Consider the following 26016-nt stretch of genomic DNA (forward strand, 5'->3'; position numbering starts at 1 on the left):
CGTGGGAACGTTCACGGGCTCGTTCAAGGGCTTCGGGGTCACCTTCGCGCACATGTTCCGCAAGGTCATCACGACCGACTATCCGTTCACGCCGCCGAAGCCGGCGCCGCGCTACCACGGCCGGCACATCCTCAACCGGCACCCGGACGGCCTGGAGAAGTGCATCGGCTGCGAGCTGTGCGCCTGGGCCTGCCCGGCGGACGCGATCTACGTGGAGGGTGGCGACAACACCGACGAGATGCGTTTCTCGCCCGGTGAGCGGTACGCCAGCATCTACCAGATCAACTACGCCCGCTGCATCTTCTGCGGGCTCTGCATCGAGGCCTGCCCGACCCGCTCACTGACCATGAGCAACGAGTACGAGCTGGCCCGCGACAGCCGCCAGGACCTCATCTTCACCAAGAAGGAGCTCCTGGCGCCGCTGCTGCCCGGCATGGAGCAGCCGCCGCACCCGATGCGTCTGGGCGACACCGACAAGGACTACTACGTCGGTGCCCTGACCAACCCGGGTACGTCGGCCGGCGCCGAGCGGGCGCCCTGGTCGAACTCCGGCACCGGGGACGCTGCCGCCGACGAGCCCGCAGAGGTGAAGTGATGACGCCGGCGTACTACGCGGCCGAGGCCGCCGCGCAGGTGTCCACCGGTGAGGCCTGGGCCTTCTGGGTCCTGGGCTCGCTCGCCGTCATCGGCGCGCTCGGGATGGTGCTTGCCCGCAACGCGGTCCACTCCGCGCTGTGGCTCGTCGTGACGATGCTCTGCCTGGGCTTCCTCTACGTGGTCAACTCGGCGCCGTTCCTGGGCGCGGTGCAGATCATCGTCTACACCGGCGCGATCATGATGCTGTTCCTCTTCGTGCTCATGCTCGTCGGCCGGGACGCCTCCGACTCGCTCATCGAGACGCTGCGCGGCCAGCGCGTGGCGGCGATCCTGCTGGGCGTCGGCTTCGGCGTCCTGGTCGCCACCGGCCTGGCCCGCTCGCTCGGCGACACGACGGTGGCCGGGCTCACCGAGGCGAACGCCGCCGGCAACGTGCAGGGCATCGCGCGGCTGCTGTTCACCAAGTACGTCTTCGCGTTCGAGGTCACGTCCGCGCTGCTGATCACGGCGGCGGTGGGCGCGATGGTGCTGGCGCACGTGGAGCGCGCCAAGGAGGACGCCGTCGACCAGGTGACCCGGATGAAGGAGCGCTTCCGCCCCGGCAACTACCCCGGCGCGAAGGCGGGCCCCGGTGTGTACGCCAACACCATGTCGGTCGCCGCGCCGGGCCGCCTGCCGGACGGCAACGACTCGGAGCGCACCCTCTCGCCGATCCTCCCGGTGCGGGAACTGACCGCCCAGGAGGCCGCACCGAAGGGGACTGAGAAGTGACTCCCGACTACTACCTCGTACTCGCGGCGATCCTGTTCACCATCGGTGCCGCCGGGGTGCTCGTCCGCCGCAACGCGATCGTGCTGTTCATGTGCATCGAGCTGATGCTGAACGCGGCGAACCTCGCGCTGGTGACCTTCAGCCGGATCAACGGCAGCCTCGACGGCCAGATCATCTCGTTCTTCGTGATGGTGGTCGCGGCGGCCGAGGTCGTGGTGGGGCTCGCCATCATCATGTCGATCTTCCGGACGCGGCGCTCGGCGAGCGTCGACGACGCCAACCTCCTCAAGTACTAAAGGGGCCTTCACGTGGAACAGACAGTGGAGTACGCCCACGCGACGGGGCTCCTGAGCGGAATCTGGCTGCTTGTCGCCATTCCGCTCGCCAGCGCGGCGGTCCTCCTGCTGCTCGGCAAGAAGGCCGACAAGTGGGGCCACTGGCTCGGCGTGCTGGCGGTCGCCGCGACCTTCGTCCTGGGCGCGTCGATGTTCTTCAGCCTGCGCGGGCTCGACGCCGGTGCCCGCTCGGCGGAGCAGAGCCTGTGGGACTTCATCGCCGTGGGCAAGCTGGAGGTCGACTTCGGGCTGCTGTTCGACCCGCTGTCCGGCGTCTTCGTCCTGCTGATCACCGGTGTCGGCTCGCTCATCCACCTGTACGCGGTGGGCTACATGGCGCACGACCCGGGGCGGCGGAAGTTCTTCGCGTACTTCAACCTCTTCGTCGCCGCGATGCTGCTGCTGGTGCTGGGCAACAACTACGTGATGCTCTACTTCGGCTGGGAGGGCGTGGGTCTCGCGTCGTACCTGCTGATCTCGTTCTGGTACACCCGGCCGTCGGCGGCGACCGCGGGCAAGAAGGCGTTCCTGATGAACCGGGTCGGCGACGCCGGCCTGGCGATCGGCATCTTCCTGATGTTCGCCACGATCGGCAGCACCCAGTACGACGACGTGTTCAACGGCGTCTCCGCGCTCTCCGGCGGCACCGTACTGATCATGGGCATCCTGCTGCTGCTCGGCGCCGCCGGTAAGTCCGGCCAGTTCCCGCTGCAGGCCTGGCTCCCGGACGCGATGGAGGGCCCGACCCCGGTCTCGGCCCTGATCCACGCGGCGACGATGGTCACCGCCGGCGTCTACCTCATCGCCCGCTCGCACGCGATCTTCACGGCGAACGAGACGCTGCAGACGATCGTGGTCACGGTCGGCGCGATCACCTTGCTGATGGGCTGCATCATCGGCGCGGCCAAGGACGACATCAAGCGCGTCCTCGCCTGGTCGACGGTCAGCCAGATCGGCTACATGTTCCTCGGCGTCGGGCTCGGCGGGGCGGCGTACGCGCTGGCCATCGTCCACCTGCTCGCGCACGGCTTCTTCAAGGCCAACATGTTCCTCGGCGCCGGCTCGGTCATGCACGGCATGCACGACCAGGTCGACATCCGCCGCTTCGGCGCCCTGAGCAAGTACATGAAGTGGACCTGGCTCACCTTCGCCACGGGCTGGCTCGCGATCATCGGCATCCCGCCGCTGTCCGGCTTCTTCTCCAAGGAGCCGATCATCGCGGCGGCGTTCGAGCGCGGCGACTGGACCTCCTGGCTGTACGGCGGTGCCGCGCTGCTCGGCGCCGGCCTGACCGCCTTCTACATGACCCGGCTCTTCGTGCTCACCTTCCACGGGCCGAAGCGCTGGACCGAGGACATCCACGAGCCGCACGAGTCGCCGTACATCATGACCGTGCCGCTGATGCTGCTGGCGCTCGGCTCGATCGGCGCCGGCTGGCTCATGTCGACCTCGGTCCCGGACTGGCTGGAGCCGGTCTTCGGGCAGGAGGAGGCCGCGCCGCACGCGGTGCTGAGCCACACCTGGATCACGATCCTGTCGATCGTCGTCACCCTGCTCGGTGCGGGTCTCGCCTGGGCGCTGTTCCGCAACGGCACCGCCGAGCAGGAGCAGCCCGCGGGCGTGCTGGTGCGGGCGGCCCGGCGCAACCTCTACACCGACGCGTTCAACGAAGCGGTGTTCGAACGGCCCGGCATCTACCTCACCCGCGCCCTGGTCTTCCTGGACAACAAGGGCATCGACGGCGCGGTGAACGGCCTGGCGGCGACCGTCGGCGGCAGCTCGGGGCGCCTGCGCCGGCTGCAGACCGGCTTCGTCCGCTCGTACGCGTTGTCCATGCTCACCGGCGCCGTGCTGGTCGTCGGCGCGTTCCTCGCGATCCAGCTGGGGTGGTTGGCGTAATGAAGGACTTCCCGTTCCTGTCCATCCTGACGTTGCTCCCGCTGGTGGGCGCGGCAGTGGTGGCCTTCATCCCCCGCGGCAAGGGCAACCTCGCCAAGACGATCGCCCTGGTGTGGTCGCTGGTGGTGCTCGCGCTGAGCATCGGCATGTGGGTGGCGTTCCAGGTCGACGGCGACCGCTTCCAGTTCCGCGAGTCCTACCAGTGGATCCCCACCTGGGACGCGCGGTTCACCTTCGCCGCCGACGGCATCGCCCTGGTGATGCTGGTACTGATCGCGGTGCTCGTACCGGCGGTGATCCTGGCCTCGTGGCACGACGTCGACGAGGCCAAGCGGTCGGTGCCGACGTACTTCGCGCTGCTGCTCGCCCTCGAGTGCACGATGATCGGCGTCTTCGCGGCCGCCGACGTCTTCCTGTTCTACGTGTTCTTCGAGGTCATGCTGGTCCCGATGTACTTCATCATCGGCTCGTACGGCGGCCAGCGCCGCCAGTACGCCGCGGTGAAGTTCTTCCTCTACTCGCTGGTCGGCGGCCTCTTCATGCTGGCCGCGGTCATCGGCCTGTGGGTCGTCGGCGGGCACACGTTCGACTGGGCGAACCTCAAGGACGCCTCCGCGGCGTTCGAGACGAACACCGCCCGGTGGCTGTTCCTCGGCTTCTTCATCGCGTTCGCGGTCAAGGCACCGTTCTTCCCGTTCCACACCTGGCTGCCGGACGCCGGTGTCGCCGCTCCCGCGCCCGCCGCCGCCCTGCTGGTCGGCGTGCTGGACAAGGTCGGCACCTTCGGCATCCTGCGCTACTGCCTCCCGCTCTTCCCGGAGGCGGCGCGCTGGTTCGCGCCGGTGGCCCTGGTGCTGGGCGTCATCGGGATCATCTACGCGGCGCTGCTGGCGGTCGGGCAGAACGACCTCAAGCGGCTGGTGTCGTACACGTCGATCGCCCACTTCGGGTTCATCGGCATCGGCATCTTCGCCTTCACCACCCAGGCCGGCACCGGCTCGGTGCTCTACATGGTCAACCACGGCCTCGCCACCGGCCTGCTCTTCCTGGTGGTGGGCATGTTCGTGGCGCGCCGCGGCTCGGCCCTGGTGAGCGACTTCGGCGGGGCCGGCAAGCTCGTACCGGTCCTGGCCGGCGTGCTGTTCTTCGCCGGTCTGGCCTCCCTGGCCCTGCCCGGCACGGCGCCGTTCGTCAGCGAGTTCCTGGTGCTGATCGGCACCTTCACCACGCACAAGGTGTACGCGGTCATCGCCACCGTGGGCATCATCCTCGCCGCCGCGTACGTGCTCTGGATGGTGCAGCGGACGACCCAGGGCACGCTGAACCCGGCGCTGACCGAGGTCCCGGCGATGCACAAGGACATCACCCTGCGGGAGAAGGTCGTCGTCGCGCCGCTGGTGCTGCTCCTGCTGCTCCTCGGCTTCTATCCGAAGCCGGTCACCGATGTGATCAACCCGGCGGTCCAGGCGACCATGCAGGACGTCGGCAGGACCGATCCGGCTCCGACGGCGGTCGCGAACGGAAAGGTGGCGCGGTAGCCATGGGAGACCTGAAACTGCCCGACATCGACTACGGCGCCCTGGCGCCCATGTTGATCCTCTTCGGGGCGGCCTGCCTGGGCGTCCTGCTGGAGGCGGTCGTGCCCAAGGCCCGCCGGTACGCCATCCAGCTCGGCCTCGCGCTGGTGGCGCTGGTCGCCGCCCTGGTGACGGTGATCGTCGAGCGCAACACCCGGATCGTCACCATCGGCGGCGCGGTGGCCGTCGACGGGCCCACGCTGTTCCTGCAGGGCTCGATCCTGCTGCTGGGCGTCGTCTCGCTGCTGCTGATCGGCGAGCGGTCGATCGAGGCCGGGGGCGCGTTCGTCTCCCAGGCGGCGATCACCGTCGGCTCGCAGAAGGACCTGCGGCAGGCCAGTGGCCAGCCCGGTGGCACCGAGGTCTACCCGCTGACGATGTTCGCGCTCGGTGGCATGCTGCTGTTCGTGGCGGCGAACGACCTGCTGACCATGTTCGTCGCGCTCGAGGTCTTCTCGCTGCCGCTCTACCTGCTCTGCGCCCTGGCCCGCCGGCGGCGCCTGCTGAGCCAGGAAGCGGCCCTGAAGTACTTCCTGCTGGGCTCGTACGCCTCGGCCTTCTTCCTGTTCGGGGTCGCGCTCCTCTACGGCTTCAGCGGCGCGGTGGACCTCGCGTCGATCCACGCCGCGGTCGCCGACCCGGCCCGCAGCGAGGTGCTGCTCTTCGCCGGCCTGGCGCTCGTCGCCATCGGCCTGCTCTTCAAGAGCGCGGCGGCGCCGTTCCACGTGTGGACCCCGGACGTCTACCAGGGCGCCCCCACGCCGATCACGGCGCTGATGGCGGCCTGCACCAAGGTGGCGGCGTTCGGTGCCCTGCTCCGGGTGCTCTACGTGGCGTTCGACGGCGTCCGCTGGGACTTCCAGCTGGTGCTGGGTGTCATCGCCGTCCTGACGATGCTCGTCGGCGCGGTGCTGGCGGTCACCCAGACCGACATGAAGCGGCTGCTGGCGTACTCGTCGATCGCGAACGCCGGGTATCTGCTGGTGGGTGTCCTGGCGCTGAACAAGGACGGCCTGTCCAGCACGATGTTCTACCTGGTCGCGTACGGCTTCTCGGTGCTCGCCGCGTTCGGCATCGTCTCGCTGGTGCGCGACGCCGAGGGTGAGGCGACTCACCTCTCCCGCTGGGCCGGGCTGGGCCGCAAGAGCCCGCTGTTCGCCGGGGTCTTCTCGTTCATCCTGCTGGCGTTCGCGGGCATCCCGCTGACCAGCGGTTTCACGAGCAAGTTCGCGGTCTTCGGCGCGGCGATCGACGGCGGGCAGACCTGGCTGGTCATCTTCGGTGTGATCACCAGCATGCTGCTGGCGTTCCCGTACCTGCGGGTCATCGTGATGATGTGGCTGCAGGAGCCGGGCGAGAGCACCCCGGCGGTCTCCATCCCCGGCTTCCTCACCTCGGCCGCCCTCGCCATCGGCGTGATCGCGACCTTCGCGCTCGGCGTGATCCCGGCACCGCTGCTGGACCTCACCAACGACGCGGCGCAATTCGTCCGATAATTGTCAATGTGATAAAAACAGCCCCGGCCTTGTGGCCGGGGCTGTTGCCTTTTCGGGCAATTTCTCCCGGCAGCGAGGTGCGGCGCGTGACCAGGCAATTCCGGTCCGGTGTGCCGGTCGCGCCCGGCGGTGTCCGTACCATCACACGATTTTGATCTTGTTACCCCTGGGGAGGTCGCGGGAAATCTCGTATGGCATCGTGAAAGCGTGACTGCTGACAGCGCGCTGACGTCGCTCGGCCTCGAGATCGACCCCACGGTCGATGCCTCGGTGTCGGCGACGCTTGCCGTGGTGGAGGACGCGCTGCGCGACAACGTGGCCAGCGCCGACCCACTGGTCGCCGAGGCGGCGCGGCACCTGATGGACGCCGGCGGCAAGCGCTTCCGGCCGCTGATCGTGGCGCTGGGCGCCCAGTTCGGTGACCCCGCCCGGCCGGAGATCGTGCCGGCCGCGCTGGTCGTCGAGCTGACCCACCTGGCCACGCTCTACCACGACGACGTCATGGACGAGGCCGCCGTGCGCCGCGGCGCCCCGAGCGCCAACGCCCGCTGGGGCAACTCGGTGGCGATCCTGGTCGGCGACTACCTCTTCGCCCGCGCCGCGGACATCGCGGCCACCCTGGGCCCCGAGGCGGTCCGCCTCCAGGCGCAGACGTTCTCCCGGCTCGTGCACGGTCAGATCGCCGAGACCGCCGGGCCGCGCGGCAGCGACGCCATCTCGCACTACCTGCACGTCATCGCCGAGAAGACCGCGTCGCTCATCGCGACGTCCGCCCGCTTCGGCGGCCTGTTCTCCGGCGCGACGCCCGAGCACGTCGAGGCCCTCGCCGGGTACGGCGAGACGATCGGCATCGCGTTCCAGCTCTCCGACGACCTCCTCGACATCGCGTCGGAGTCGGTGCAGTCCGGCAAGACGCCCGGCACCGACCTCCGCGAGGGCGTCCCGACCCTCCCGGTGCTGTACGCGCTGGCCGGCGACGACACGGACGCGTCGGCGGTGCGCCTGCGCGAGCTGCTCGCGTCGGGCCCGCTGGTCGACGACGCGCTGCACGCCGAGGCGCTGGGGCTGCTGCGCGAGTCCCGGGCGATGAAGCGGGCGCGCGAGACGGTCCGCACCTACGCGGAGGACGCCCGGGCCCGGCTCGCACCGCTGCCGGACGGGTCGCCGCGCCGCGCCATGGAGTCGCTCTGCGACTTCATCGCCGACCGCACCAGCTGAGCCGACCGCACAGGCCGAGCCGACCGCACCAGCTGAGCCGACCGCGCAGGCCGAGCCGACCCCACAAGCTGAGCCGACCGCACCAGCTGAGCCGGCCGTGCCAGCTGAGCTTTCAGCGCAGCATTCGGCTGCCCAGGACCATCAGGGCGGCCGCGGCGAGCATTGCCGCGCCCGCGACCGTCCACATAGTCGGGTAGCCGGCGGCGTGCGCCACCGCGCCCAGCCCCAACGGCCCCGCGCAGCCGCCCGCGTACACGCCGGTCTGCGTGATGGAGGTCGCCGCCGCCGGCGCCTGCGGATGAAGCCGGACCACCGCGAAGTTCATCAACCCCGGCCACGCCCAGCCCAGGCCGAACCCGAGCACGACGCCGAGCACCAGCGGCACGACGCCGCCCACCGCGAGCAGGGCGAGACCCACGGCCCCCGCGGCCAGCAACCCGGCGATCACCGCGATCTGCCGCGCCGGGAAGAGGTCCGCCTGCCAGCCGCCGCCGATCCGCGCGGCGACGCAGACCGCGCTGCCGAGGGTGAGCGCCAGTCCGGCCGGGCCGGGTGCGATGCCGCGCCCCACCGCCGAGTCGACCAGGAACGTGCCCAGCGCGTTCGCGGCGCCCGAGGCCAGGGTCGCCGCCGCGCCGATCACCACCAGCGCCGCGGTGGCCCGCTCGCCGCGGTCGGCCCGCGACCGTCTCGCCTCGTCCCGCTCCACCGGTACGAGCCGGAGCGCCGCGGTCGCCCCCACGGCCGCCAGCACGAACGCCCACCGCCACCCGGCGGTCAGCGCCACCACGGGCACCGCCACGCCCGCCAGCATCGTGCTCACCGGGATGGCCGCCTGCTTCACCCCGAACGACAGACCCTGCCGGCGTACGGGCACATGCCGCGACAGGCTCACATTGCTCGCCAGCTGTCCCATGGCGTTGGCGCCCGCCCCGAGCGCCAGGATCGCGATGAGACTCCACAGTGAACGGGCGGCGACGGCGATCGTCAGCAGCGAGGCGGAGGCCAGGCCGATGCCGGCGCGCGCGACGGCGGTGGAGCCGTACCGTTCGACGAGGGCACCGGCGGGCACCGACGCGAGCGCGCTCGCCCCGAAGTATGCCGAGACGGCCAGCCCGAGACCCGCCGGAGAAAAATCGAGCTCCTCGCCGATCTGCACGGCGAGACCGCCGACGAGGAAGACCGGGACCGAGCACGCGATCGTCGTGGTAAGCGCGCCGGTGGCCGCGCGGACCGGCCGGACCGCGTTCGCGCTGGTCCCCGCGGTGTCCGGGACGGAGATCGAAGGTTCGGCCATCAGTCGGAGACTATGCCCGGGAATGCCAATTTCTAGACGCTGAGTGTCAATGACCACACGTCGCGTAGAGATCGGTCATGGTCGACACGCTCCAGGCATTCCGTCCGGGGAAGATTATTCATATGGTGTAAGTCCCCGGCGTCGGAGGTAGCTGTGCGCGACCCCCTGGCGGAGCCGTCAGATCTCATCCGGAGCGTGTCACGCGCCCTGCGTGTGCTCGAGTCGGTAGGTCGGGCCCCGCGCGGACTCACCGTGAAACAGATCGCTCGACGGTGCGAGCTGACCGTTGCCACGACCTATCACCTTGTCCGCACTCTGGCGTACGAGGGATATGTGATCCGGCGAGAGGACGGCACGTACATCGTCGGCCTCGAGATCGCCGATCGATATCGGGAGCTGGTGTCGGCGTTCCGCGGGCCGCCCTCGGTCGGCGAGGCGCTGCGGCGGGCGGCGGTCGAGACGGGCTACAGCCACTACCTCGGCCGGTTCGTCGGCGGGCGGATAGCCGTGACCGCCTCGGCGGAGGGGGCCCGCTCGCCGTTCATGGACGAGATGGTGCCCGGCTTCGACGAGGGCAGCCACGCCACCGCCCTGGGCAAGGCGCTGCTGGCGACGCTCACCGCCGACCAGCGGGCCCGCTACGTCCGCGACTGGGGCATGCGGGCCTTCACCCCGGCGACGCTGACCACCCCCGAGGCGCTCGAGGCCGACCTGGCCGCGGGCGAACGGCGCGGCATGCAGCTCGAGATGGGCCAGTTCCGCCAGGGCCTCGCCTGCGCCGCGGTCAACGTCATCACCGACCGGGACATGGAACGCCGGCTCGTGCTCGCCTGCGCGCTGCCCGCCGCGGAGATGCTGACCTCGGCGCGGGTGGTCCGGGCCAAGCTCACTGCGGCCGCCCGCAGCGTCGCCGAGGCCCTGTCCACCGGTGACGTCGCGACCGCCTGACCTTTCCCCGACCGGTTGAACCCGTCGACCTTCGCGCCCGTAAGACAGGGTGGAACGCGCGAGGGAGGTCGGCAACGGTGGAAGATCACGACGCCGAACTGCTGCGCGCGTTGCAGGACGAGCACGGGGAAGCCCTGTTCGCGCACGCCGTACGCCTCTCCGGAGGTGACCGCCAGCGCGCCGAGGACCTCGTGCAGGAGACCCTGCTGCGGGCCTGGCGCTATCCCGAAGCGCTCGATCCGGAGCGGGGCACGGTGCGGTCATGGCTGTTCACCACCGCGCGCAACCTGGCCATCGATGCCTGGCGGCGCCGGTCGGTACGGGTCGGCGAGGTGGTCACGGACATGATTCCCGAGCCTCCGCCCAGCGCGGACGAGGCGGACCGGGCCGTCGAGGCCTGGACGGTCGCCGAGGCCCTGGGGCGGCTGTCCCAGAGCCATCGGGAAGTGCTGGTCGAGTGCTTCTACCAGGGACGATCGGTCGCCGAGGCGGCCGCGCGGCTCGGCGTACCGCCCGGCACGGTCAAGTCGCGTACGCACTACGCCCTGCGCTCGCTGCGCATGGCCCTGGACGAGATGGGGGTGACGGGATGAGATGCGACCACGAGCACGACGACGGCGCGTACGTCCTCGGCGCCCTCTCCCCGGCCGAGCGCGCCGCGTACGAGCGGCACCTGGCCACCTGCTCGTTCTGCCGCGAGGCGGTGGCCGACATCGCGGTCCTGCCCGGCCTGCTGGGCCGCCTCGACCCGGCCGACTTCGAACGCCTGCTGGAACCGGACTTCCCGCCCCCGCCCGCCCCGCGCCGGCGCACGAGCATGCCGGACCTCGTCTCGGCCGCGCAGAGCACCCGTCGCCAGGAACGCCGGCGCGTGCGGTGGCGGGTGATGGGCGCGGCCCTCGCGGCGGCGTGCCTGGCCCTGGTCGCGGGCGTCGGCGCGGTCTTCTGGACCGACCGCGGCACCGCCGACCCGACCGGCCCCGGTCCGGCGGTGGCGATGACGCCGGTCAACGACCTGGTGCCGGTCACCGCGCACATCAGCATCGCGGGTACGCCGGGCGGGACCAAGATCGACCTGCTGTGCGCGTACAACCGGGGGAACGCGGAGTCGGAGCCGTACACGATCCGGCTGATGGCGTACGGGCCCGACCGGGAGAGCGAGCAGCTCGGTTCCTGGACCGCCTCGCCCGGCAAGGAGTTCAGCATGTCCGGCGTCACCCACTTCACGGGTGGCGCGCTCGACCGGCTCGCGCTCGTCCGCAACGACGGGCGCACCCTGCTGGCCTACGACGTCCCCTGACGGTCCGTCTCCTCCACGGGGACCGTCAGCGTGGCGGTAGGGCGGTGGCCGGCTCCGCGGTGGCGGCCGCGGGGTCGGTCGCCGTCCTCTGAACGGCGCCGGCCCGCCGCACCCCGTCCACGGTGAAGATGATCAACGCCACCCAGACCAGGGCGAACCCGGCCAGGCGCGGCGCCGGCATCGGCTCATGGAAGACAAGAACCCCGAAACCCAACTGCAGGATCGGCGCGACGTACTGCAGGATCCCGAGGCCGACCAGCGGCACCCGGTTGGCGGCCCCGGCGAAGAGCAGCAACGGTACGGCGGTAGCCACGCCGGAGAGCACCATGAGCACGGTGTGCCAGGCCGACACCCGCCCGAACTCGGCGCCCCCGGAGGCGTTCAGCCAGACCAGATAGGCGAGAGCGGGAACCGCCAGCACGGACGACTCGACGAACAGCCCCTCGGCCGGCGGCATCGACAACCGCTTCTTGACCAGACTGTACGTCCCGAAACTCGCCGCCAGCAGCAACGCGATGTACGGCAGATGCCCGTAGTCGACGGTCAGCACCGCCACCGCGGCGGCCCCGACCCCGACGGCCACCCACTGCCACGCCCGCAACCGCTCCCGCTGCACGGTGACGCCCAGCAACACGACGACCAGCGGAGTGATGAAATACCCGAGGGCGGTCTCGACAACCCGCGACGAGTTGACGCCGTAGATGTAGGTCGCCCAGTTCACCCCGATGAGCAGCCCGGCCAGCGTGATGCCGCCGAGCAGCCGCCGATCCCGCACCAGGCGGGCCAGGAAGCGCCAGTTCTTCGCGACCGCCAGCAGCAGGCTGATGAAGACCACGGACCAGATGACCCGATGCGCCAGAATCTCGAGCGGTGAGGCGGGCTTGAGCAGCTTGAAATACACCGGGAAGAAACCCCACAGCGCGTACGCGGTCAGGCCGTAGAGATATCCGCGTCGCTCATCACCCATGCCCTTACCGTAAGGTGCGACAGCAGACCCGGTCCTTGCTTATGTCGAACCTCACGCGGTGTGGGCATAGGGTGATCAAGATCTAGGTAGCCAGCTCAGGGCGGGTGCGATGAGCTCGCGCGGGTGCCGGGCTGCCCGGGTGCCGGGCCGTCCAGCTGGCTTGCCCGGCCCGTCTGTGCTTGCCCGGTCCGTTCGCGCTTGCCCGGCCCGTCTGTGCTTGCCCGGTCCGTTCGCGCTTGCCCGGCCCGTCTGCGCTTGCCCGGCCCGTTCGGCTGCCTGAACCGGCTGCCTGAACCGGCTGCCTGCATGTCTGTTCGCACGGCTGGCGCCTTGGGTGGCGTGGCCGGATGGCGCGGTCGCGTCGGGGCGGCCGCGCCGGAGGTCGTGCGGTTGTCAGTCGTCGTCGCCGTCGGGGACGAGCATGTTGAGCAGCCAGCTCACGACGCCGACGATGAGCGCGCCCAGCACCCCGGCGGGCCAGAAGTCGGCGACGTGGAACGGCAGGTCGAACTGCCCGGCGATCCAGCTGGTGAGCATGAACAGCAGACCGTTGACGACGAGCGAGATCAGCCCGAGCGTGAGCACGTACAGTCCGCAACCGACCGTCTTGATGATCGGCCGCAGCACCGCGTTGACGATGCCGAAAATGACGGCGACGGCCAGCAGCGTGCCGACCTTCCCCGGTACCGAGTCAGTGGTGAGCCGGATGCCATCGACGATCAACGTGGCGATCCACAGAGATACGGCGGTGATCACCAGCCGGATGATGATGCCCATGGCTCGCGATGGTGCCACGCCCGAGCCACCTACAGCGGCAACACTCCGCGATCTTGTGTACGCATATCGAGAAAGATCGCGCAACCGACACCCTCGACCGCCGCCTGGGTCGGGCGGGTCCCGGTTGAGCTCGCCCGGTCCCGGTTGAGCTTGGTCCCTGTTGGGCTCGGCCGATCCCGGTTGGGCTTGCTGGTCCCGGTTGGGCTGGCTGGCCCCGGTTGGGCTGGCGGCTCTCGGCTGGGCTGGCCGGCTTCGGTTGGGCTGGCCGGCTTCGGTTGGGCTGGTGGGTCCGGGTTGGGCTGGCCAATCTCGGGCTGGGCGGGCCGGTCTCGGGCTGGGCGGGAACGACTTGCGCCTATGCCGGCCCCGGCTCAGCCCGGCCCATCCCCTCCCGTCCCGGGCCGGGCCGGGCTGGGCCGGGCTGGCGGACTCTTGGGCTGGCGGAGCCCGGCTGAACTGGCGGGCTCCGGACTGAAAGGGCGGATGGGCGGCGATCTGGTCCCGGGGTGGTGTCGCCCGTTGGAGCTGAGAGTTGAGGCTCCCGGTTGGGAGGGGTCAGTTGCGCTGTTCGGGGCAGTTGCGCGGTTTGAGGGCTGGGCGCAGTTGCGCGGGCTGGGCGCGGTTGCGCGGCTGGGCACAGTCGCGCGGGTTGGGGGTGGTTGCGCGGTTGGGGGTGGTTGCGCGGCTGGGGGTGGTTGCGCGGCTGGGGGTGGTTGCGCGGCTTGGAGGAGGCAGTTGCGAGGGGGATGCGGGTGGGAGGGGTCAGTTGCGGGCTGGGGGGCCTATCAGTTGGGCCTCGATGGGGGTTTGGGAGAGGGCCGCCCAGCGGACGGCGCGGCGGTTGATTACTCCGACCATGTCGGGGCGGATCTGGGTGAGCCATTTGGCGGTTTCGCCGAGGCCGAGGGCGGCGCCCACGAGTTGGGCCTCGTCGGCGCGCAGGGGTTGGACGAGGAGGAGGTCGGCGCGGGATGCCACGTCGGCGTCCGCCGGGCTGAAGTCGTCGCGGACCACCAGGGTGGCCTGCCAGCCCGCGCCGGGGCGGTTGTCGGCGCCGACCGGGCCGATGTCGACCACGATCAGGAGGGGGTGGAGGGCCGAGCCGGGCGGGATCTCCACCGCGCGCCCCGGGGGGATGACCGCGATGGACTCGCCGGGGACGGCTGCTCCGCGTACGAAAGGGTCCCAGGCCTGGGGTCGCGCGGTCTGGACCACGACACGGGCGCCGAGTGCCATGGCGCGCAATGCCATGAGCTGGGCACACCGCACGCCGCCGACGAGCAGGGCCCGGGTCTGTTCCGGCCGGAAGAGGCGGGCGATCACCGGGTCGCCGTGGCGGTTGCTGCCGATCATCAGGCCCGCGTTGCCGAGGGGAAGATCCAGGTTGTCGAGCAGGTCCGCGGGGCGGTCGTCGAGGCCGGGGCGGCCGGGGACCGCCGGTGCGGCGGGGACGCCCAGCGGCAGGGTCGCCGTCAGGCCGTCGAGGTGCTCGCCGTCGAGGCGCTGTGCGGTGGCCCGTTCGCCGGCGAGGAGTTTGCGCAGCGCCTGGGTGGCGACCGAGAGGGTGGGGGCGTCCGGGGTGGCGAGGCGGACGGTCAGGTCGATTGCTGTGTCCGTACCCGTGAAAGAGCGTGGGCCCGCACCCAGCGCGACCGTCGTGGCCGCCGCGGGCAGCGCCAGCAGACGGGTGATGATTCGCCGGGCGGTTTCGATGCGCAGGTCGGGCCAGCGGCGCAGGCGGAAGGTCGCCTGGGTCATGCCGCCGATCTGCAGGCCGGGCCAGGTCTCCTGGGCGGCGCCGGCACCGTCGTCGTGGGCGAGCTCGGCGATGACCCGCAGCGCCGCGGCCTCGCCGAGCGGCCGCGCGGTCGTCGGCGCGAGGCGGCGCACCAGCTTGCGGACCAGCCCCGACAGCGCGAGCCTCAGATCCTCCTCCGACCAGCCCTCGGCGCGCAGCACGCGCACGGCCAGGAGTGCCCGGCTCTGGCCGAGCAGCCGGCCCTCGGTCAATTGACGGTACGAGTTGGCAGGCGTGCCGCCGCCGGCCCGCAGTGACGGCGCCGGAGCCCCGGTCAGGACGAGCTGGATGCGGCACGGGGGGTGCTCCGCGCTCGCCGGCGGCAGCAGACCCGCCGGGGAGGGCAGGGAGCCGGTCTCCTCCGCGAGCAGGCCGGTGGGGTCGCCCAGCTCCAGGACCGAGGTCAGGCCGAGCCCATCGACGATCATGGCGGCGGGATCTCCGGCCAGCTCGGTCTGCTCGACGCGGGAGCCGGGCGCGACGAACTCCAGCAGGGCACCCGGATCTCCGTCGACGGACACCAGCCGCCGCCGGCCCAGGTAGCGCATCGCCGTGCCGAGCCACTCGAACGCCCATCGGCCGCGCAGGCGGAGCCACGTCAGGGCCAGGAGGATGATCGCCACGAAGACCGCCGCGCCCAGCGCGACGGGACCGTTGACGGCGCCGATCAGCACGGTCGCCGCGGCGACCTGGGTGCTCACCAGCTGACCGGTGCGAATACCGAAGAATCGTCCATGTCGGACACGGCGGACTCGGATCCTGGGCAGCCGTTGACCCGCGCCGCTGAGCTCCGGGAAGCTGCGGCCGCTCGTCACCTCTGCCGTCACCGTCCGCCGCCTTTCGATCGTGCCTTTTCCTTGCGAGGCCTCATCGTATGGGTCGCGGTACGGCCGGTGGGGGCGCCTGTGGATAACCGGGGCATCGATATCCACAGCTTGACGTTCCGGGCTACCTTGAGCGCGTCCGGCCCGCTACGGTCAGCTATCGGAACGGACAATGGGCTGCTCAGGCGTGCCCCCCACCGCGTCGCGGAAAGGGCTAACCTGGTGGCCACGTCAATGCGCCGACGGTCGTTCCCCCAAGCACGGCCCGTCCATTCAGGACCCGGCGCGGGACAGTCGACAGAGAAAGCGGGGTGACGTCCGGGGTGGCCCAGACGCAGGCAGAATCCGCGGTGATGGCGCAGACCGCCGCGAAGTTCGATCAGGTCAACAGCTCGTTGACGGCGATGCTCAACAAGCTCATGTCCGAGCTCTCGGTGCTGCAGACCGCGTGGGTCGGCGCCGGCGGCCGGGCGTTCTCGACGGTCAAGCACCAGTACCAGCGTGACCTGGCCCAGCTGAACAAGGCCCTGGCCGACACGGCCGAAGCGATCCGCACCTCGGGTGTCAGCTACGAAAGCACCGACAGCTCGGCTGCCAGTTCGGTGACCAAGTCCGGTGGCGGCGGCTACAGCCTGCCGCTCGAGAACTGACGGCGGGGAGGATCTCCATGAACGACGGTTTGCTCCGCGTGAACTTCGGCGCCCTGGCCCAGGCCGGCGCCGACATCCAGAAGGCCGTGAACGAGCTCGAGAGCCAGCTGAGCCAGCTCGAGGCCGACGCGCGCCCGCTGGTCGCGACGTGGGAGGGCAAGGCCCAGGAGGCGTACGCCCAGCGCCAGCAGAAGTGGTCCTCGGCGTCCCGCGACCTGAAGAACATCCTCCACAACATCCGTGGAGCGGTGGACCAGGCGGCCCAGGACTACGCCACGACCGAGGGCAACGCGGAGAAGCGCTTCGGCGGCTGATTCGTGCGGGTGCGGCCGGGTCCTCCTGTGGGGGTTCCCGGCCGTTTTCGTCTGACAGGCCCATCTCCGCGATAGGGCTGTTCGCGACGCGGTCGACCTCGCCGTCTGCGGCGCGGCAGGGATCGTGACGCGAAGCGCCGAGTCGTCCACCGGCGGGCTGCAGCGCGCGGTGCTGTAGCGGCTCCGGTCAGGCGTTCCGAGGCGCCGGTGACATTCCTGCCCGGCAGCTGCGCCGCCGCGCGCCTGTCTGGCAGTTGAGCCGGCGCGGCGTCACGATTCGGACTGCCGGGTCGGGGTTGTCGTCTCGGATGTCACGCTCGCCTGCCCGGAGCACAACCCACTACCCGCCCATCCGCGAGAGCGGCGGGTCGAGGCGGGGGTCACCGCCAGGGCCCTGCGGCCTGCTCTGCCGCCGGCCGGACGGAAACGATAGTAGATTCTCGCTTGAGAAGTGCGTATGGTTTTCGGAGTGTGGCGCACGTGTCCGGTCAGGAAGATCAATCCCGCTGCGCGCCACCGGCACGCTCTGCCGGGCTTCCATCGTCCGAGGCTCCGTGCGCCCGGGCGAGCAATACCGCACAGCGGATCGGCCAAGACCGAGACAGTTCTCTGACAGGAGTAGAGATGACCGACAACGTGGAGCTCGCGCGCGAGTGGATCTCGGCATACAACACGCACGACTCCGCACGGCTGGCCGCCCTGATGACTGAGGACGGCGAGGTCTTGATCCCCGCCATGAACGTCGCTCAGGGGCCGGCCTGGGACAAGACCGCGGCCACCGCGGTAAGTCTGGTCGACGGCCACACCATCGAGGTCAAGCGGATCATCGCCTCCGGTGACGCGGTCGCCATCGAGATGTTGTGGCACGCGATCAGCAGGGGCGGCCCCGGAATGGCGCCGGCCGGCGAACGTGTGGAGATGGAGAACTGCATCGTCCTGTCCTTCCGGGACGGCCGCATCAGCCGGTACGTCGAATACATCGGCAGGTACGAAGGCATCAATCTGGAAATCGTCGCCGGCCGCATGCTGCAGAAGCCTCAGCCGGCCGCCTGAGGCGTGTTTCATGACCGGCGGGCTGCCGCCGGCCGCGTCGCCCTGCTGCCCGGGTCGCTCAGATCGCGGGCGGAAAGCGTTTGTAGCCGGCGCGCCCGGTCCGGGCGGTGATCGCTCGGGGCCGGGCGCGAATCCGGGATCGCCGCGCGTGATCACCCTGGCCGACGTGGTGCTGGACTGCCGTCGAGTGGCGGGGACATCCCCCGCGCGGGTGGCTTTCCCGCTTTTCGGCTACCCAAGGTTATGTAGCCGTCTCGCTGTGCGACTATCGCGAACTCGTGTTGCCTGGTTGGCTGTATGCGTACAGCCGCCCATTGTGATCGGGGCCTGACCTTGTAGGTTGTACGCGTTGAGGTGGCCCGTTCGCCGCGAAGGGAGAGGTGGACGTGACCGAGTGGGAACCGGGTACGGACGCCGAAGTCGCGATGCGCAACGCCCTGCGCACCGACGACCAGGAGTCCTACTTCCGCATTCTCGCCGGCGTCGACCTGCTGCTGCCCGTATCGGCGGATGCCCTCGCGGGCCTCGCCCCGATGGGCTGGGGCACGTGGAGCACCGGTGGCCGTACGCACGTGCTCGCTTTCACGTCGCCGTCGGCGCTCCAGGCCTGCCTATCCGATTACTCCGGTTCCGCGCGGCGGGTCGCGTACTCGGAACTCGCCGAGACCTGGCCCAACCTCGAATGGTGGCTGGCGGTCAATCCCGGCCTCCCGATCGAAGGCTATCTGCCGGCCTGGTTCGTCGCCCAGCTCAGCCGCGGTGACCTGCGCCTTCCCAAGCGTGGCCCGGCCCGCGACGGCGCCGCGGGGACCGGCCGGATGAAGGATCTGCACGCGGCCGCGATGGCTGCGAACGCGGCCGCGGCACAGGACTACGCCTCGCCTGCCTCCGGCGGACCCGTCCCGGCGGAGTCGGTCTCGGGTGCGCCCGTCTCCGGCGCTTCCGGCTACGACACCGTCGGCGCCGGCGCGGCGTCCGGCGGCGGCTGGGGTGCGGGCGGCCCGGGTGCGGGCGGGTACGGCCAGGGCGTGGCGCCCGGTCTCGCGGCAGCCACGGGCCCCGTCGGCGCCGAGCGCGCACCGGCCGGCTTCGGAGCCCCTGGCGGCTCAGCGGCAGCGTCCTTCGGCAGCGGAGCCCCTGGCAGCGGTGCGGCTGCGGCCTTCGGCTCGGCTGGTGGCACGGCGGCCGGCCTCGGATCGGCTGGTGGCGGCGCGACCGGCCCCGGATCGGCTGGTGGCGGCGCGGCAGCGGCTTTCGGGTCAGCCGGCGGTGCGGCGGCCGGCTATGGGTCGTCCGGTGGCGGTGCGGCGGCGGCCTTCGGGTCGTCTGGTGGCGGTGCCGAGCGGGTCGCGGCCGGAGGTTTCGGCCAGGGGGCTTCCGCGGCGGGGGCGCGCTACGGCGACGGCGGCCCGGCTGATGCGTCGCCGGTCGGGCCGGGCGGGCTTCCCGTGCGTACGCCGGGGGCTGTTCTTCCCAGCGGCTTGCCTTCGCGGGTGCCGTCGACGCCTCCCGGGCTCGGGGCGCCGGGCGGTTCCTCCTCGTTCAGTGGCTTCACGACCGGTGGGAGCGGGGCCGGCCGGTCGGGTGGACCCGGTTCCTACGGTGCCCAGGGTGAGGCGGGCCCGGGTGCCTCGCCGAGTGCCTTCGCCGGGGCGCCGAGCGTCCCCGGTAGCGGCACACCCGGCGGCAGCGCGCCCCACGACGCCCCGGCAACCGGCGCCGGCCTCACAAGCGCCGGTGCCCCCGGAAGCGGTGCCTCCAGCGCCGGCGCGCCCGCCGGTGCTCCCGGAAGCGTTGGGCCCGGCGGTGGTGCGGGCGGTCGTCGTGCCTCGGCTGCCGGCGTCGGTGGCGGGGCTCTCGCCGGCCGGGGACAGGGTCCGGGCTCGGCCGTTCCTTCGGGAAGTGCGCTCGATGCCCTCGTGAGCAGGTCCGGTGCGGCCGCTCCCGCCGGTGGCCCCAGTGCTCTGGACGCCCTCGGGAGCCGGTCCAGCGCGTCCACGCGGCCCGCCGAGACCCGGGATGCGAACGCCGAAGCGCTGCCCGAGTTGCCGCGGCCCGATGCGCCGCTGCCGACACGTACGCCGTTGGCGCAGACTCCGCCGGTTCCGGGTCACATCCCGGCGCCCGGGACCGATTCCGGTGATGCCGGGCAGTCGGCGACCGCGCCGGCCGGGGAGCAGCAAGCGACAGCCGGCCAAGACGCAACATCGACGCCGAGGGCCGAGGGCGACGCTGAGCAGGCCGGGCCCGGGGGACTGCCGCGCCGGCAGGTCACGCCGCCCTCCGAGCGGCCGTCCTCGATGGCCGCGGCCGCTCAGGCCCTGGCCGCCAAGGGTGCCGCCGGTGCCTCGCCGGCCAAGGCGCCGGACGACCAGTCGATCGACACCGCCACGACCTCCACCGATCTGGCCGAGGGTGCGCCGCTGTCGTCGCGTGCCGGGGTTACCCGGCCGAGTCTCGCCCCGCCCGTCATTCCGGGCGCGGGGGGCGCGAACCGCACCAGCGGTCCCGTGCCGGAGCCGGCTTTCCGGCCGTCCGTTCCCGGTGGCCTGCCCACGCGGTCCGGCGGCCCGGGTGCGACCCGGCCCGGTGAGGAGCGGCCCGCGGCGGGCTATTCCGCGGACACCGAGCGCATCACGCTGCCCCAGGGCGGCCTAGCCGCGGCCCGTCCCGCCGCCGGCCAGGAAGCCGCGGCCCAGCCCGCCTCCGGGCAGGAAGCCGCGGCCCGGCCCGCCGCCGGCCGGGAGCAGGAGCAGCGGGCGCACGCCGAGCACTACCCCGCGGTCACCGAGCGCATCGTCGTCCCGCAGGCGGATCACGCCCCGGCCGAGGATGACTTCCTTCCCGCCAACGACGTCGAGCGGGATCTCTACCAGGCCACTCTCGATCACAGCACCGACTCCTTCCTCTCCACGCTGCTCCTCGCCACCGTGCTGGTGCCGGTCGCCGACAATTCGCGGCCGGGGAGTTCGCCGGGGGAGCCCGGGTTCGCGTTCCGCACCGAGGAGATGGACGGCGAGCGGTTCCTGGTCGTGTTCACGAGCCGGGACCGGCTGGGCGATCACTACGCCGAGCCCGCGCGTACGGTGGCGGTCCGGTTCGTCGAGCTGATCCGGAACTGGCCCGATCCGGCCTGGTCGTTCGCGGTCAATCCGGGGACCGCGGTCGGGGCGAAGTATCCGGGGCCGCAGGTCATCGCGCTCGCGAACTGGGCGATCGAGGCCGGGCTCGGCGGCGACCCCGCCGAGGACGCGCCCGTCAGCAGCCCCGCCCTGCCGCAGCAGGCGGGGGAGGAAGCCCTGCCGACCACGATGCAGAAGGCCGTGCCCGCCGAGCAGATCGACTACTACCTCGAGCGGGGTTACGACCGCGTCGCCGGGTTCGTGCACCGGGCCGCCGAGGTCGAGCATCTGCGCAGCCCGGGCGAACTGTTCGCGGCGCTGGGCCTGCTCTACGACGGGTCGCCCTACCAGGCCGACGCCAAGGAGGCCTTCGTGCTTCGCTGGCCGGCTTTCCGGCCCAGTCTCTACCGCATTCCGTACGGCGGGCAGAGCGAGCAGGCGCTGCGGGCCATGGACGGCTGGGTGATCGAGCGCCCGCCGTTCCGCGGCAACGGGTTCGCCCCGGGCGAGGGCAAGGACGTGATCGCCGAGTTCAAGGTGGACAGTGTCCGGCTCCCGCACGGCGCCGAGCTGTGGCGGCTGGACGCGGACGGCGGCGAGCAGATGATCGCGACGTTCGACTGCGACGCCCCGGTGTGGCGTCGCGTCGGCGAGGGGAACGGCGATGCGTGACGGGTACGTCGTGACCTGGCAGGGGCGTGAGTACGACGCCGCGCCCGACGGGGAGAACGTGCGGGTCTACGCGCCCGAGGCCGGTGACGGGTTCGAGGAGGTGCGGCCCGGGCGCTACGTGCGGGTGCTGCGGCCCGGGGAGTTCACCGATCTCGTGTACGTGCGTACCACCTGCAACTGGCGCGGCGAGCCGTTCATCGTGCTCGCCGAGGCCGACAGCTGGTTGCGGGTGGAGTACACGGGCGGCCGGGCCCCGGTGGCGCAGTCGCTGGGCCTGGAAGAGTTCGACTTCGGGGTCTACCAGGGCTGGGCGCCGTCGCACGAGGTGTCGGAGCTCTACGAGCACCGGGTCTGACCGCCTCGCGGGTCAGGCCTTCAGCCAGCGGAGGATCTCGCCCGTCACCACGTCCGGGGCCTCCTGGTGCAGGAAGTGGCCCGCGTCCTCGATCAGGCGCCATTCGTACGGGGCGATGACGTAGCGTCCCGAGCCCTGAGCCGTGCGGGGCAGGACGGCGGTGTCGAGCGCGCCGTGCATCTGGAGGGTCGGCGTGGTCAGCGGGCGCTGCATCAGCTTCACGAAGCGGTAGCCCTGGAGGCGCAGCGCCGAGCGGAACACCCACCGGTACGCCTCCAGCGCGCAGAACGCCGCCTGCGGGATCTGCAGCGCCTCCCGGCAGCGGGCCGCATATTGCGCGTATTCGGGCGTCTGCGTCCACGCTGGACCGCTCCAGCGCTCGATCAACTCGCCCACCAGGGCGGCGTCGTCGCGGGTGAGGACGTGCTCGTAGCGGGGGACCTGGAACCTGAGGGTCGGCGCCGTCGCCGCGATCTGGCCGCGAGGGTCGGCGAACAGGGCCGTTCGCAGCCGCAGCGGGTGGGCCGCGCCCAGGACCACGAGGCGGCTCACCATCTTGGGGTGGAACGCGGCCGCCGTCCAGCCGATCATGCCGCCCGCGCCGGCCCCGACGATCATCGCGGAGCGTTCGCCGAGGGCGCGGATCAGGCCGGTCACGTCGGCGGCCATGGTGTAGCCGTCGTAGCCGCGCGGGGGTTTGTCGCTGGCGCCGTAGCCGCGCAGGTCGATCGCGGCGGCGCGGAAACCGGCGTCGGCGATCCGGGGCAGCATGTCGTGCCACGCCCACCAGAACTCGGGGAAGCCGTGCAGCAGCAGCACGAGCGGCCCGGTGCCCATCTCGACGACGTGGAAGCGGCTGCCGTTGGCGCCGACGAAACGGTGGGTCCAGGGACCCTCCGTCAGGACGCACGCCTCGTCCACCTGCGAAGTCATGCGAAACAGCGTACGGGCACCGGGCCACGTCCGGATATTCCGGTCACGCGCGCGCCATCAACGGTCACGGAGCGCAGTCGACGGCCGTGAGGACCGGGCGGGTCACGGGACTCGTTCGAGGGCTTTCAGGACGACCTGGGTGCCTTCGCCGCAGTCGATGCGCAGCTTGTTGGGGGTGACGCGGACCCGGACCCGGTCGCCCTTCTTCAGGGTGGTGCCGGCCGTGGAGTAGACCGCGTACGGCTTGCCGTCCCAGTCGGCGAAGCCGTAGCAGGGGCCGGTGCCGCCGCGGGTGATGAGGCCGTCGATCCAGCCGGGGCTGGGGATGAGGTCCGTCGGGGTCTTCGGGATGCCGCTGGGCCGCTTGGCACCCGGAGGCGCGCCGGTGCCCACGGAGTTGGGCGGGGGCGTGGCCCGGGTCCCGGAAACGGTGGGGTCGGCGCCGGCCGAGGGCTGGGACCCCGTGGGGGCGGCGCCGGCTGGGGGCTGGGACGCCGTGGCTGAGGCGCTGGGCGGGGCGGGCACGGAGATGCCGTTGTCCTCGGCCGGGTTGGATGAGCAGGCTGTCAGAAACCCCAGGAGCAGGGACGTTGCTGTGACCGTACGGAAAAAGGACATGATGTGGCACCTCCGGTGAGTGAGACCCGGGGTTGACGCGGAAGGTTCCCACCCGGCGGGAGAAAAGGGCGGCGCCCGGGGGCCGAAGCCCCCGGGCGCCAGGTGGTGCGGTGGTTCAGGAGATGCGGATCTTCATCGAGGTGCCGTTCTGCGACAGCACCTTGATCTTCACGCCCACGGCGGGGAGCTTGACGCCCGCCCACGGGGTGTCGGCGTAGAAGTACTTCTTCTTGTCGTTGAACGTCGACTGCGCGGCCTGGCCCCGGATGTAGCTGGCCTTGCCGTTGATGTGCAGCGTGAACGAGTCGGCCTTGGTCAGGCTGAACGGGGCGTCGTACAGCTGGATGCGCGCCCGCCACGGGACGCCCTCCAGGTTGTAGATCGGCTCCGGGTGGCTGTCGATGATCAGGTTACGGCCCGAGCCGGGGTGCTGGTTGACGTTGTTGTCCGGCACCGACTGGTCGTTGTACGAGATCAGCAGACCCTGCTGGTACGCGAAGTGCTCGGCCCAGTCCGGCTTGGTGTTCGCCCAGCCGATGTTGTACGGGCCGGTCTTCAGGTACTTGTCGTACGACACGTAGCTGCGGTGACCCGCGATGTAGAAGTTGTCGTAGTCCGCCGTGGTGGTCTGGCCCACGACCTTGAAGCCGCCGAGCGTCCAGGCCGGGGTGGCCTCGGCGCCGTCGGTCGACGTGGCGGCGCCGTTCACCTTGATGGTGAGGTCGTCGCCGAAGAAGCCGCCCGCGGAGACGCCGCCGTCGGTCAGGTAGTGCAGGCGGACCTGCACCTTCTTGCCGGCGTACGCGTCGAGCGGGATGTGGATGTCCTTCCACGCGCCGCCGCTGGTGCCGCTGATGGCCGGCCGGCCGGGCTCGCCGCCGTCCGTGCCGAGCGGAGCGCCGTCGATGGTGCCGTCGACCGCGGTCCAGTTGGTGCCGTCCGTCGAGACCTCGAAGTAGAGGTAGTCGTAACCCTCTTCGATCGAGTAGCGGCCCTTCAGGTCCAGCGACGCGGAGGTGGCGCCGGTCAGGTCGACCGCCTTCGTCAGCGAGGTGTTGAGCTCGTCCTCGTTGCCGGAGAAGTACTGCTTGGTGCCGGCGAACGGGGCGCCGAGGTCGGTGGTGACCTTCTTGTCCGGCAGGACCACGACCACGCCCTGGGCCTTGGCCGAGTTGTACTCCTGCGGGCCGAGGTTCAGGGTCTTCTTCTGACCCGCGACCACGGTCTCGTAGTCGAGCCAGCCGAGCTGCAGCTTGTTCCAGGCGCCGAGGTCGCCGGGGCGGGTGCCGAGGGGCTCGCCCGCGCCGGAGAGACGGCTCTGGGCCATCAGCGTCCAGTACTCGCTGTTGTTGTTCGTGCCGCCGCTGGTGTCGTAGTCGTCCGGCAGGCCGAGGTCGTGGCCGTACTCGTGCGCGAACACGCTGAGGCCGCCGTTCTCGGGCTGCATGGTGTAGTCGGAGATCCAGACGCCGGTGTTGCCGATCTGGGTGCCGCCGTACTTGTTGTACGAGGGGCCGTCGACGCCGACCAGGTTCAGGTACGCGTTCCACCGGTGCGCCCAGATGGCGTCCTCACCCTGCTGCGGGTCGCCGTCGGACTGGTCGCCGCCGGCGTGGACGATCTGGAAGTGGTCGATGTAGCCGTCGGACTCGTTGAAGTTGCCGTCGCCGTCGTAGTCGTTGCGGTCCCACTGGTCGTACTGCTTGACCTCGGCGGCGATCTGCGCGTCGGTGCGGCCGGCGGCCTTGCGGTCGGCCACCCACTTGGTGACGGCGTCGCGGACCAGGGCCCACGCGTTCGTGTCGGTGCAGGTGCCGTTGATGTCGCAGTCGCGACCGTAGCGGGCCTCGTTGTAGGGCACCTTCACCCAGTCCGAGACTTCACCCTCGACGCTGTAACGACCCGAGGACTGCGTCTCGTAGTAGGTCTTGAGCGACTCGACGCCCTTGCCCTTCGCGAAGTACATGTCCTCGTAGTGCTTTTTGTTGTAGTCCGCCTGCCAGACCGTGGTGTTGTCCTTGGTCCGGTCGGGGGCGGGAATCTTGTTGTGCAGCGGGCCCTCGAACGTGGTCGGGCCCGGCGTGTCCGGGTCGCTGTCGACGTCCGGGTAGTTCGGGTGCCGCTCGTTGCCGAACTCCGCCAGGATCACGAAGATCTTGTCCGTACGCTCGTTGCTGAGCTCGACGTACTGGTCCTGGCCGGCCGCCTTGACGGTGCGGTCGTTGAGGCCGCCGCCACGGGTCTTGCCGACCTTGGCGACGGTGCTGCCACCCCGCCGCTGCGTCTTGATGTCGCCCTTGAGGATGCCGTTGATGGCCTGCTCACGCAGCTCGCGGCGCTTGTCCTCGACCGGGTTCGGCAGATCGTCCATGGCGGCCTTCTTGCTGGCCGCCGGCGCCGGCTCCACCGGAGGCGCCGCCTGGGCCACAGTCGGGAGGGAAATCCCCACACCGGTGACCATCGCGGCACCGAGTAGTCCCACGACTACTTTGCGC

General features: G+C 71.1%; 22 protein-coding genes. 15 read left to right on the plus strand and 7 right to left on the minus strand.

Going from position 1 to position 26016, the window contains the following annotated elements; genetic code table 11:
- Position 1: 1 nt before the first annotated feature.
- The 7 genes from nuoI (at position 2) to CLV70_RS14770 (ending at position 7893) form a co-directional block, all read left to right on the plus strand.
- On the plus strand, positions 2–595 hold the full coding sequence (gene nuoI / locus CLV70_RS14740; RefSeq protein WP_106127051.1) for an NADH-quinone oxidoreductase subunit NuoI: 594 nt from the start codon (positions 2–4) through the stop codon (positions 593–595).
- Positions 595–1368: an NADH-quinone oxidoreductase subunit J gene (locus tag CLV70_RS14745; RefSeq protein ID WP_106127052.1), complete on the plus strand. Its 774-nt coding sequence runs from the start codon at positions 595–597 to the stop codon at positions 1366–1368. The genes nuoI and CLV70_RS14745 overlap by 1 nt, the downstream gene beginning before the upstream one ends.
- Positions 1365–1664 carry an NADH-quinone oxidoreductase subunit NuoK gene (gene nuoK, locus CLV70_RS14750; RefSeq protein ID WP_015618499.1) on the plus strand — a complete coding sequence of 100 codons (300 nt, stop codon included), beginning with the start codon at positions 1365–1367 and terminating at the stop codon, positions 1662–1664. The genes CLV70_RS14745 and nuoK overlap by 4 nt, the downstream gene beginning before the upstream one ends.
- A 12-nt stretch (positions 1665–1676) precedes the next feature.
- Positions 1677–3602, plus strand: coding sequence for an NADH-quinone oxidoreductase subunit L (gene nuoL, locus CLV70_RS14755; RefSeq protein WP_106127053.1), 1926 nt, complete (start codon positions 1677–1679; stop codon positions 3600–3602).
- Positions 3602–5140: an NADH-quinone oxidoreductase subunit M gene (locus tag CLV70_RS14760; RefSeq protein WP_106127054.1), complete on the plus strand. Its 1539-nt coding sequence runs from the start codon at positions 3602–3604 to the stop codon at positions 5138–5140. Before nuoL ends, CLV70_RS14760 begins: the two co-directional genes overlap by 1 nt.
- A gap of 2 nt (positions 5141–5142) precedes the next feature.
- Positions 5143–6675, plus strand: coding sequence for an NADH-quinone oxidoreductase subunit NuoN (gene nuoN / locus CLV70_RS14765; RefSeq protein ID WP_106127055.1), 1533 nt, complete (start codon positions 5143–5145; stop codon positions 6673–6675).
- A 225-nt stretch (positions 6676–6900) separates the two neighbouring features.
- Positions 6901–7893 (plus strand): polyprenyl synthetase family protein, encoded by a 993-nt coding sequence (locus tag CLV70_RS14770; protein WP_425440163.1) that lies wholly within the window; start codon positions 6901–6903, stop codon positions 7891–7893.
- Between the two features lie 112 nt (positions 7894–8005).
- Here the strand turns inward: CLV70_RS14770 and CLV70_RS14780 are convergent, their stop codons facing one another.
- Entirely contained in the window at positions 8006–9190 is a 1185-nt protein-coding gene (locus CLV70_RS14780) for an MFS transporter (RefSeq protein WP_106127057.1), read from the minus strand.
- Between the two features lie 153 nt (positions 9191–9343).
- On the opposite strand from CLV70_RS14780, the gene CLV70_RS14785 reads away from it, so the two are divergent.
- The 3 genes from CLV70_RS14785 to CLV70_RS14795 all read left to right on the plus strand — a co-directional run bounded on the left by CLV70_RS14785 (position 9344) and on the right by CLV70_RS14795 (position 11438).
- Positions 9344–10138, plus strand: coding sequence for an IclR family transcriptional regulator (locus tag CLV70_RS14785; protein ID WP_106127058.1), 795 nt, complete (start codon positions 9344–9346; stop codon positions 10136–10138).
- A gap of 98 nt (positions 10139–10236) precedes the next feature.
- Complete coding sequence (locus tag CLV70_RS14790) at positions 10237–10731, plus strand: sigma-70 family RNA polymerase sigma factor (RefSeq protein ID WP_245908259.1); 495 nt, start codon at positions 10237–10239, stop codon at positions 10729–10731.
- Positions 10728–11438, plus strand: coding sequence for an anti-sigma factor family protein (locus CLV70_RS14795; protein WP_106127060.1), 711 nt, complete (start codon positions 10728–10730; stop codon positions 11436–11438). Before CLV70_RS14790 ends, CLV70_RS14795 begins: the two co-directional genes overlap by 4 nt.
- Before the next feature lie 25 nt (positions 11439–11463).
- Here the strand turns inward: CLV70_RS14795 and rarD are convergent, their stop codons facing one another.
- The 3 genes from rarD to eccE all read right to left on the minus strand — a co-directional run bounded on the left by rarD (position 11464) and on the right by eccE (position 15807).
- Positions 11464–12405 carry an EamA family transporter RarD gene (gene rarD / locus CLV70_RS14800; protein WP_106127061.1) on the minus strand — a complete coding sequence of 314 codons (942 nt, stop codon included), beginning with the start codon at positions 12403–12405 and terminating at the stop codon, positions 11464–11466.
- A gap of 393 nt (positions 12406–12798) precedes the next feature.
- Complete coding sequence (locus CLV70_RS14805) at positions 12799–13182, minus strand: phage holin family protein (protein ID WP_106127062.1); 384 nt, start codon at positions 13180–13182, stop codon at positions 12799–12801.
- 762 nt (positions 13183–13944) lie between these two features.
- A complete protein-coding gene (gene eccE / locus CLV70_RS14810; protein WP_342750365.1) occupies positions 13945–15807 on the minus strand; it encodes a type VII secretion protein EccE in 1863 nt (620 codons plus the stop codon).
- 308 nt (positions 15808–16115) lie between these two features.
- On the opposite strand from eccE, the gene CLV70_RS14815 reads away from it, so the two are divergent.
- From CLV70_RS14815 to CLV70_RS14840, 5 genes are all read left to right on the plus strand, one after another.
- On the plus strand, positions 16116–16454 hold the full coding sequence (locus CLV70_RS14815) for a WXG100 family type VII secretion target (protein ID WP_425440156.1): 339 nt from the start codon (positions 16116–16118) through the stop codon (positions 16452–16454).
- A gap of 17 nt (positions 16455–16471) precedes the next feature.
- Complete coding sequence (locus tag CLV70_RS14820; protein ID WP_106127064.1) at positions 16472–16768, plus strand: WXG100 family type VII secretion target; 297 nt, start codon at positions 16472–16474, stop codon at positions 16766–16768.
- Positions 16769–17392: 624 nt separating this feature from the next.
- Positions 17393–17821, plus strand: coding sequence for a nuclear transport factor 2 family protein (locus tag CLV70_RS14825; RefSeq protein ID WP_106127065.1), 429 nt, complete (start codon positions 17393–17395; stop codon positions 17819–17821).
- A 386-nt stretch (positions 17822–18207) separates the two neighbouring features.
- The gene (locus CLV70_RS41025; RefSeq protein WP_245908232.1) at positions 18208–21615 is read left to right on the plus strand and encodes an SseB family protein; all 3408 of its coding nucleotides are present in this window, start codon (positions 18208–18210) and stop codon (positions 21613–21615) included.
- On the plus strand, positions 21608–21970 hold the full coding sequence (locus tag CLV70_RS14840; protein ID WP_106127066.1) for a hypothetical protein: 363 nt from the start codon (positions 21608–21610) through the stop codon (positions 21968–21970). Before CLV70_RS41025 ends, CLV70_RS14840 begins: the two co-directional genes overlap by 8 nt.
- 12 nt (positions 21971–21982) lie before the next feature.
- Here the strand turns inward: CLV70_RS14840 and CLV70_RS14845 are convergent, their stop codons facing one another.
- The 3 genes from CLV70_RS14845 to CLV70_RS14860 form a co-directional block, all read right to left on the minus strand.
- Entirely contained in the window at positions 21983–22903 is a 921-nt protein-coding gene (locus CLV70_RS14845; protein WP_106127067.1) for an alpha/beta fold hydrolase, read from the minus strand.
- A 102-nt stretch (positions 22904–23005) separates the two neighbouring features.
- Positions 23006–23521 (minus strand): hypothetical protein, encoded by a 516-nt coding sequence (locus tag CLV70_RS39685; protein WP_158277767.1) that lies wholly within the window; start codon positions 23519–23521, stop codon positions 23006–23008.
- A 115-nt stretch (positions 23522–23636) separates the two neighbouring features.
- The gene (locus CLV70_RS14860) at positions 23637–26003 is read right to left on the minus strand and encodes an immune inhibitor A domain-containing protein (protein ID WP_425440164.1); all 2367 of its coding nucleotides are present in this window, start codon (positions 26001–26003) and stop codon (positions 23637–23639) included.
- Positions 26004–26016: the final 13 nt, after the last annotated feature.

The sequence above is a fragment of the Pseudosporangium ferrugineum genome (assembly GCF_003002065.1).
Classification (GTDB): Bacteria; Actinomycetota; Actinomycetes; order Mycobacteriales; family Micromonosporaceae; genus Actinoplanes; species Actinoplanes ferrugineus_A.

Coding starts and splice junctions, on each gene's coding strand:
- CLV70_RS14745 (WP_106127052.1), top strand. CDS start 595: ATGACGCCGGCGTACTACGCGGCCGAGGCCGCCGCGCAGGTGTCCACC.
- CLV70_RS14760 (WP_106127054.1), top strand. CDS start 3,602: ATGAAGGACTTCCCGTTCCTGTCCATCCTGACGTTGCTCCCGCTGGTG.
- nuoN (WP_106127055.1), top strand. CDS start 5,143: ATGGGAGACCTGAAACTGCCCGACATCGACTACGGCGCCCTGGCGCCC.
- CLV70_RS14780 (WP_106127057.1), bottom strand. CDS start 9,190: ATGGCCGAACCTTCGATCTCCGTCCCGGACACCGCGGGGACCAGCGCG.
- CLV70_RS14795 (WP_106127060.1), top strand. CDS start 10,728: ATGAGATGCGACCACGAGCACGACGACGGCGCGTACGTCCTCGGCGCC.
- rarD (WP_106127061.1), bottom strand. CDS start 12,405: ATGGGTGATGAGCGACGCGGATATCTCTACGGCCTGACCGCGTACGCG.
- CLV70_RS14805 (WP_106127062.1), bottom strand. CDS start 13,182: ATGGGCATCATCATCCGGCTGGTGATCACCGCCGTATCTCTGTGGATC.
- CLV70_RS14820 (WP_106127064.1), top strand. CDS start 16,472: ATGAACGACGGTTTGCTCCGCGTGAACTTCGGCGCCCTGGCCCAGGCC.
- CLV70_RS14825 (WP_106127065.1), top strand. CDS start 17,393: ATGACCGACAACGTGGAGCTCGCGCGCGAGTGGATCTCGGCATACAAC.
- CLV70_RS14840 (WP_106127066.1), top strand. CDS start 21,608: ATGCGTGACGGGTACGTCGTGACCTGGCAGGGGCGTGAGTACGACGCC.
- CLV70_RS14845 (WP_106127067.1), bottom strand. CDS start 22,903: ATGACTTCGCAGGTGGACGAGGCGTGCGTCCTGACGGAGGGTCCCTGG.
- CLV70_RS39685 (WP_158277767.1), bottom strand. CDS start 23,521: ATGTCCTTTTTCCGTACGGTCACAGCAACGTCCCTGCTCCTGGGGTTT.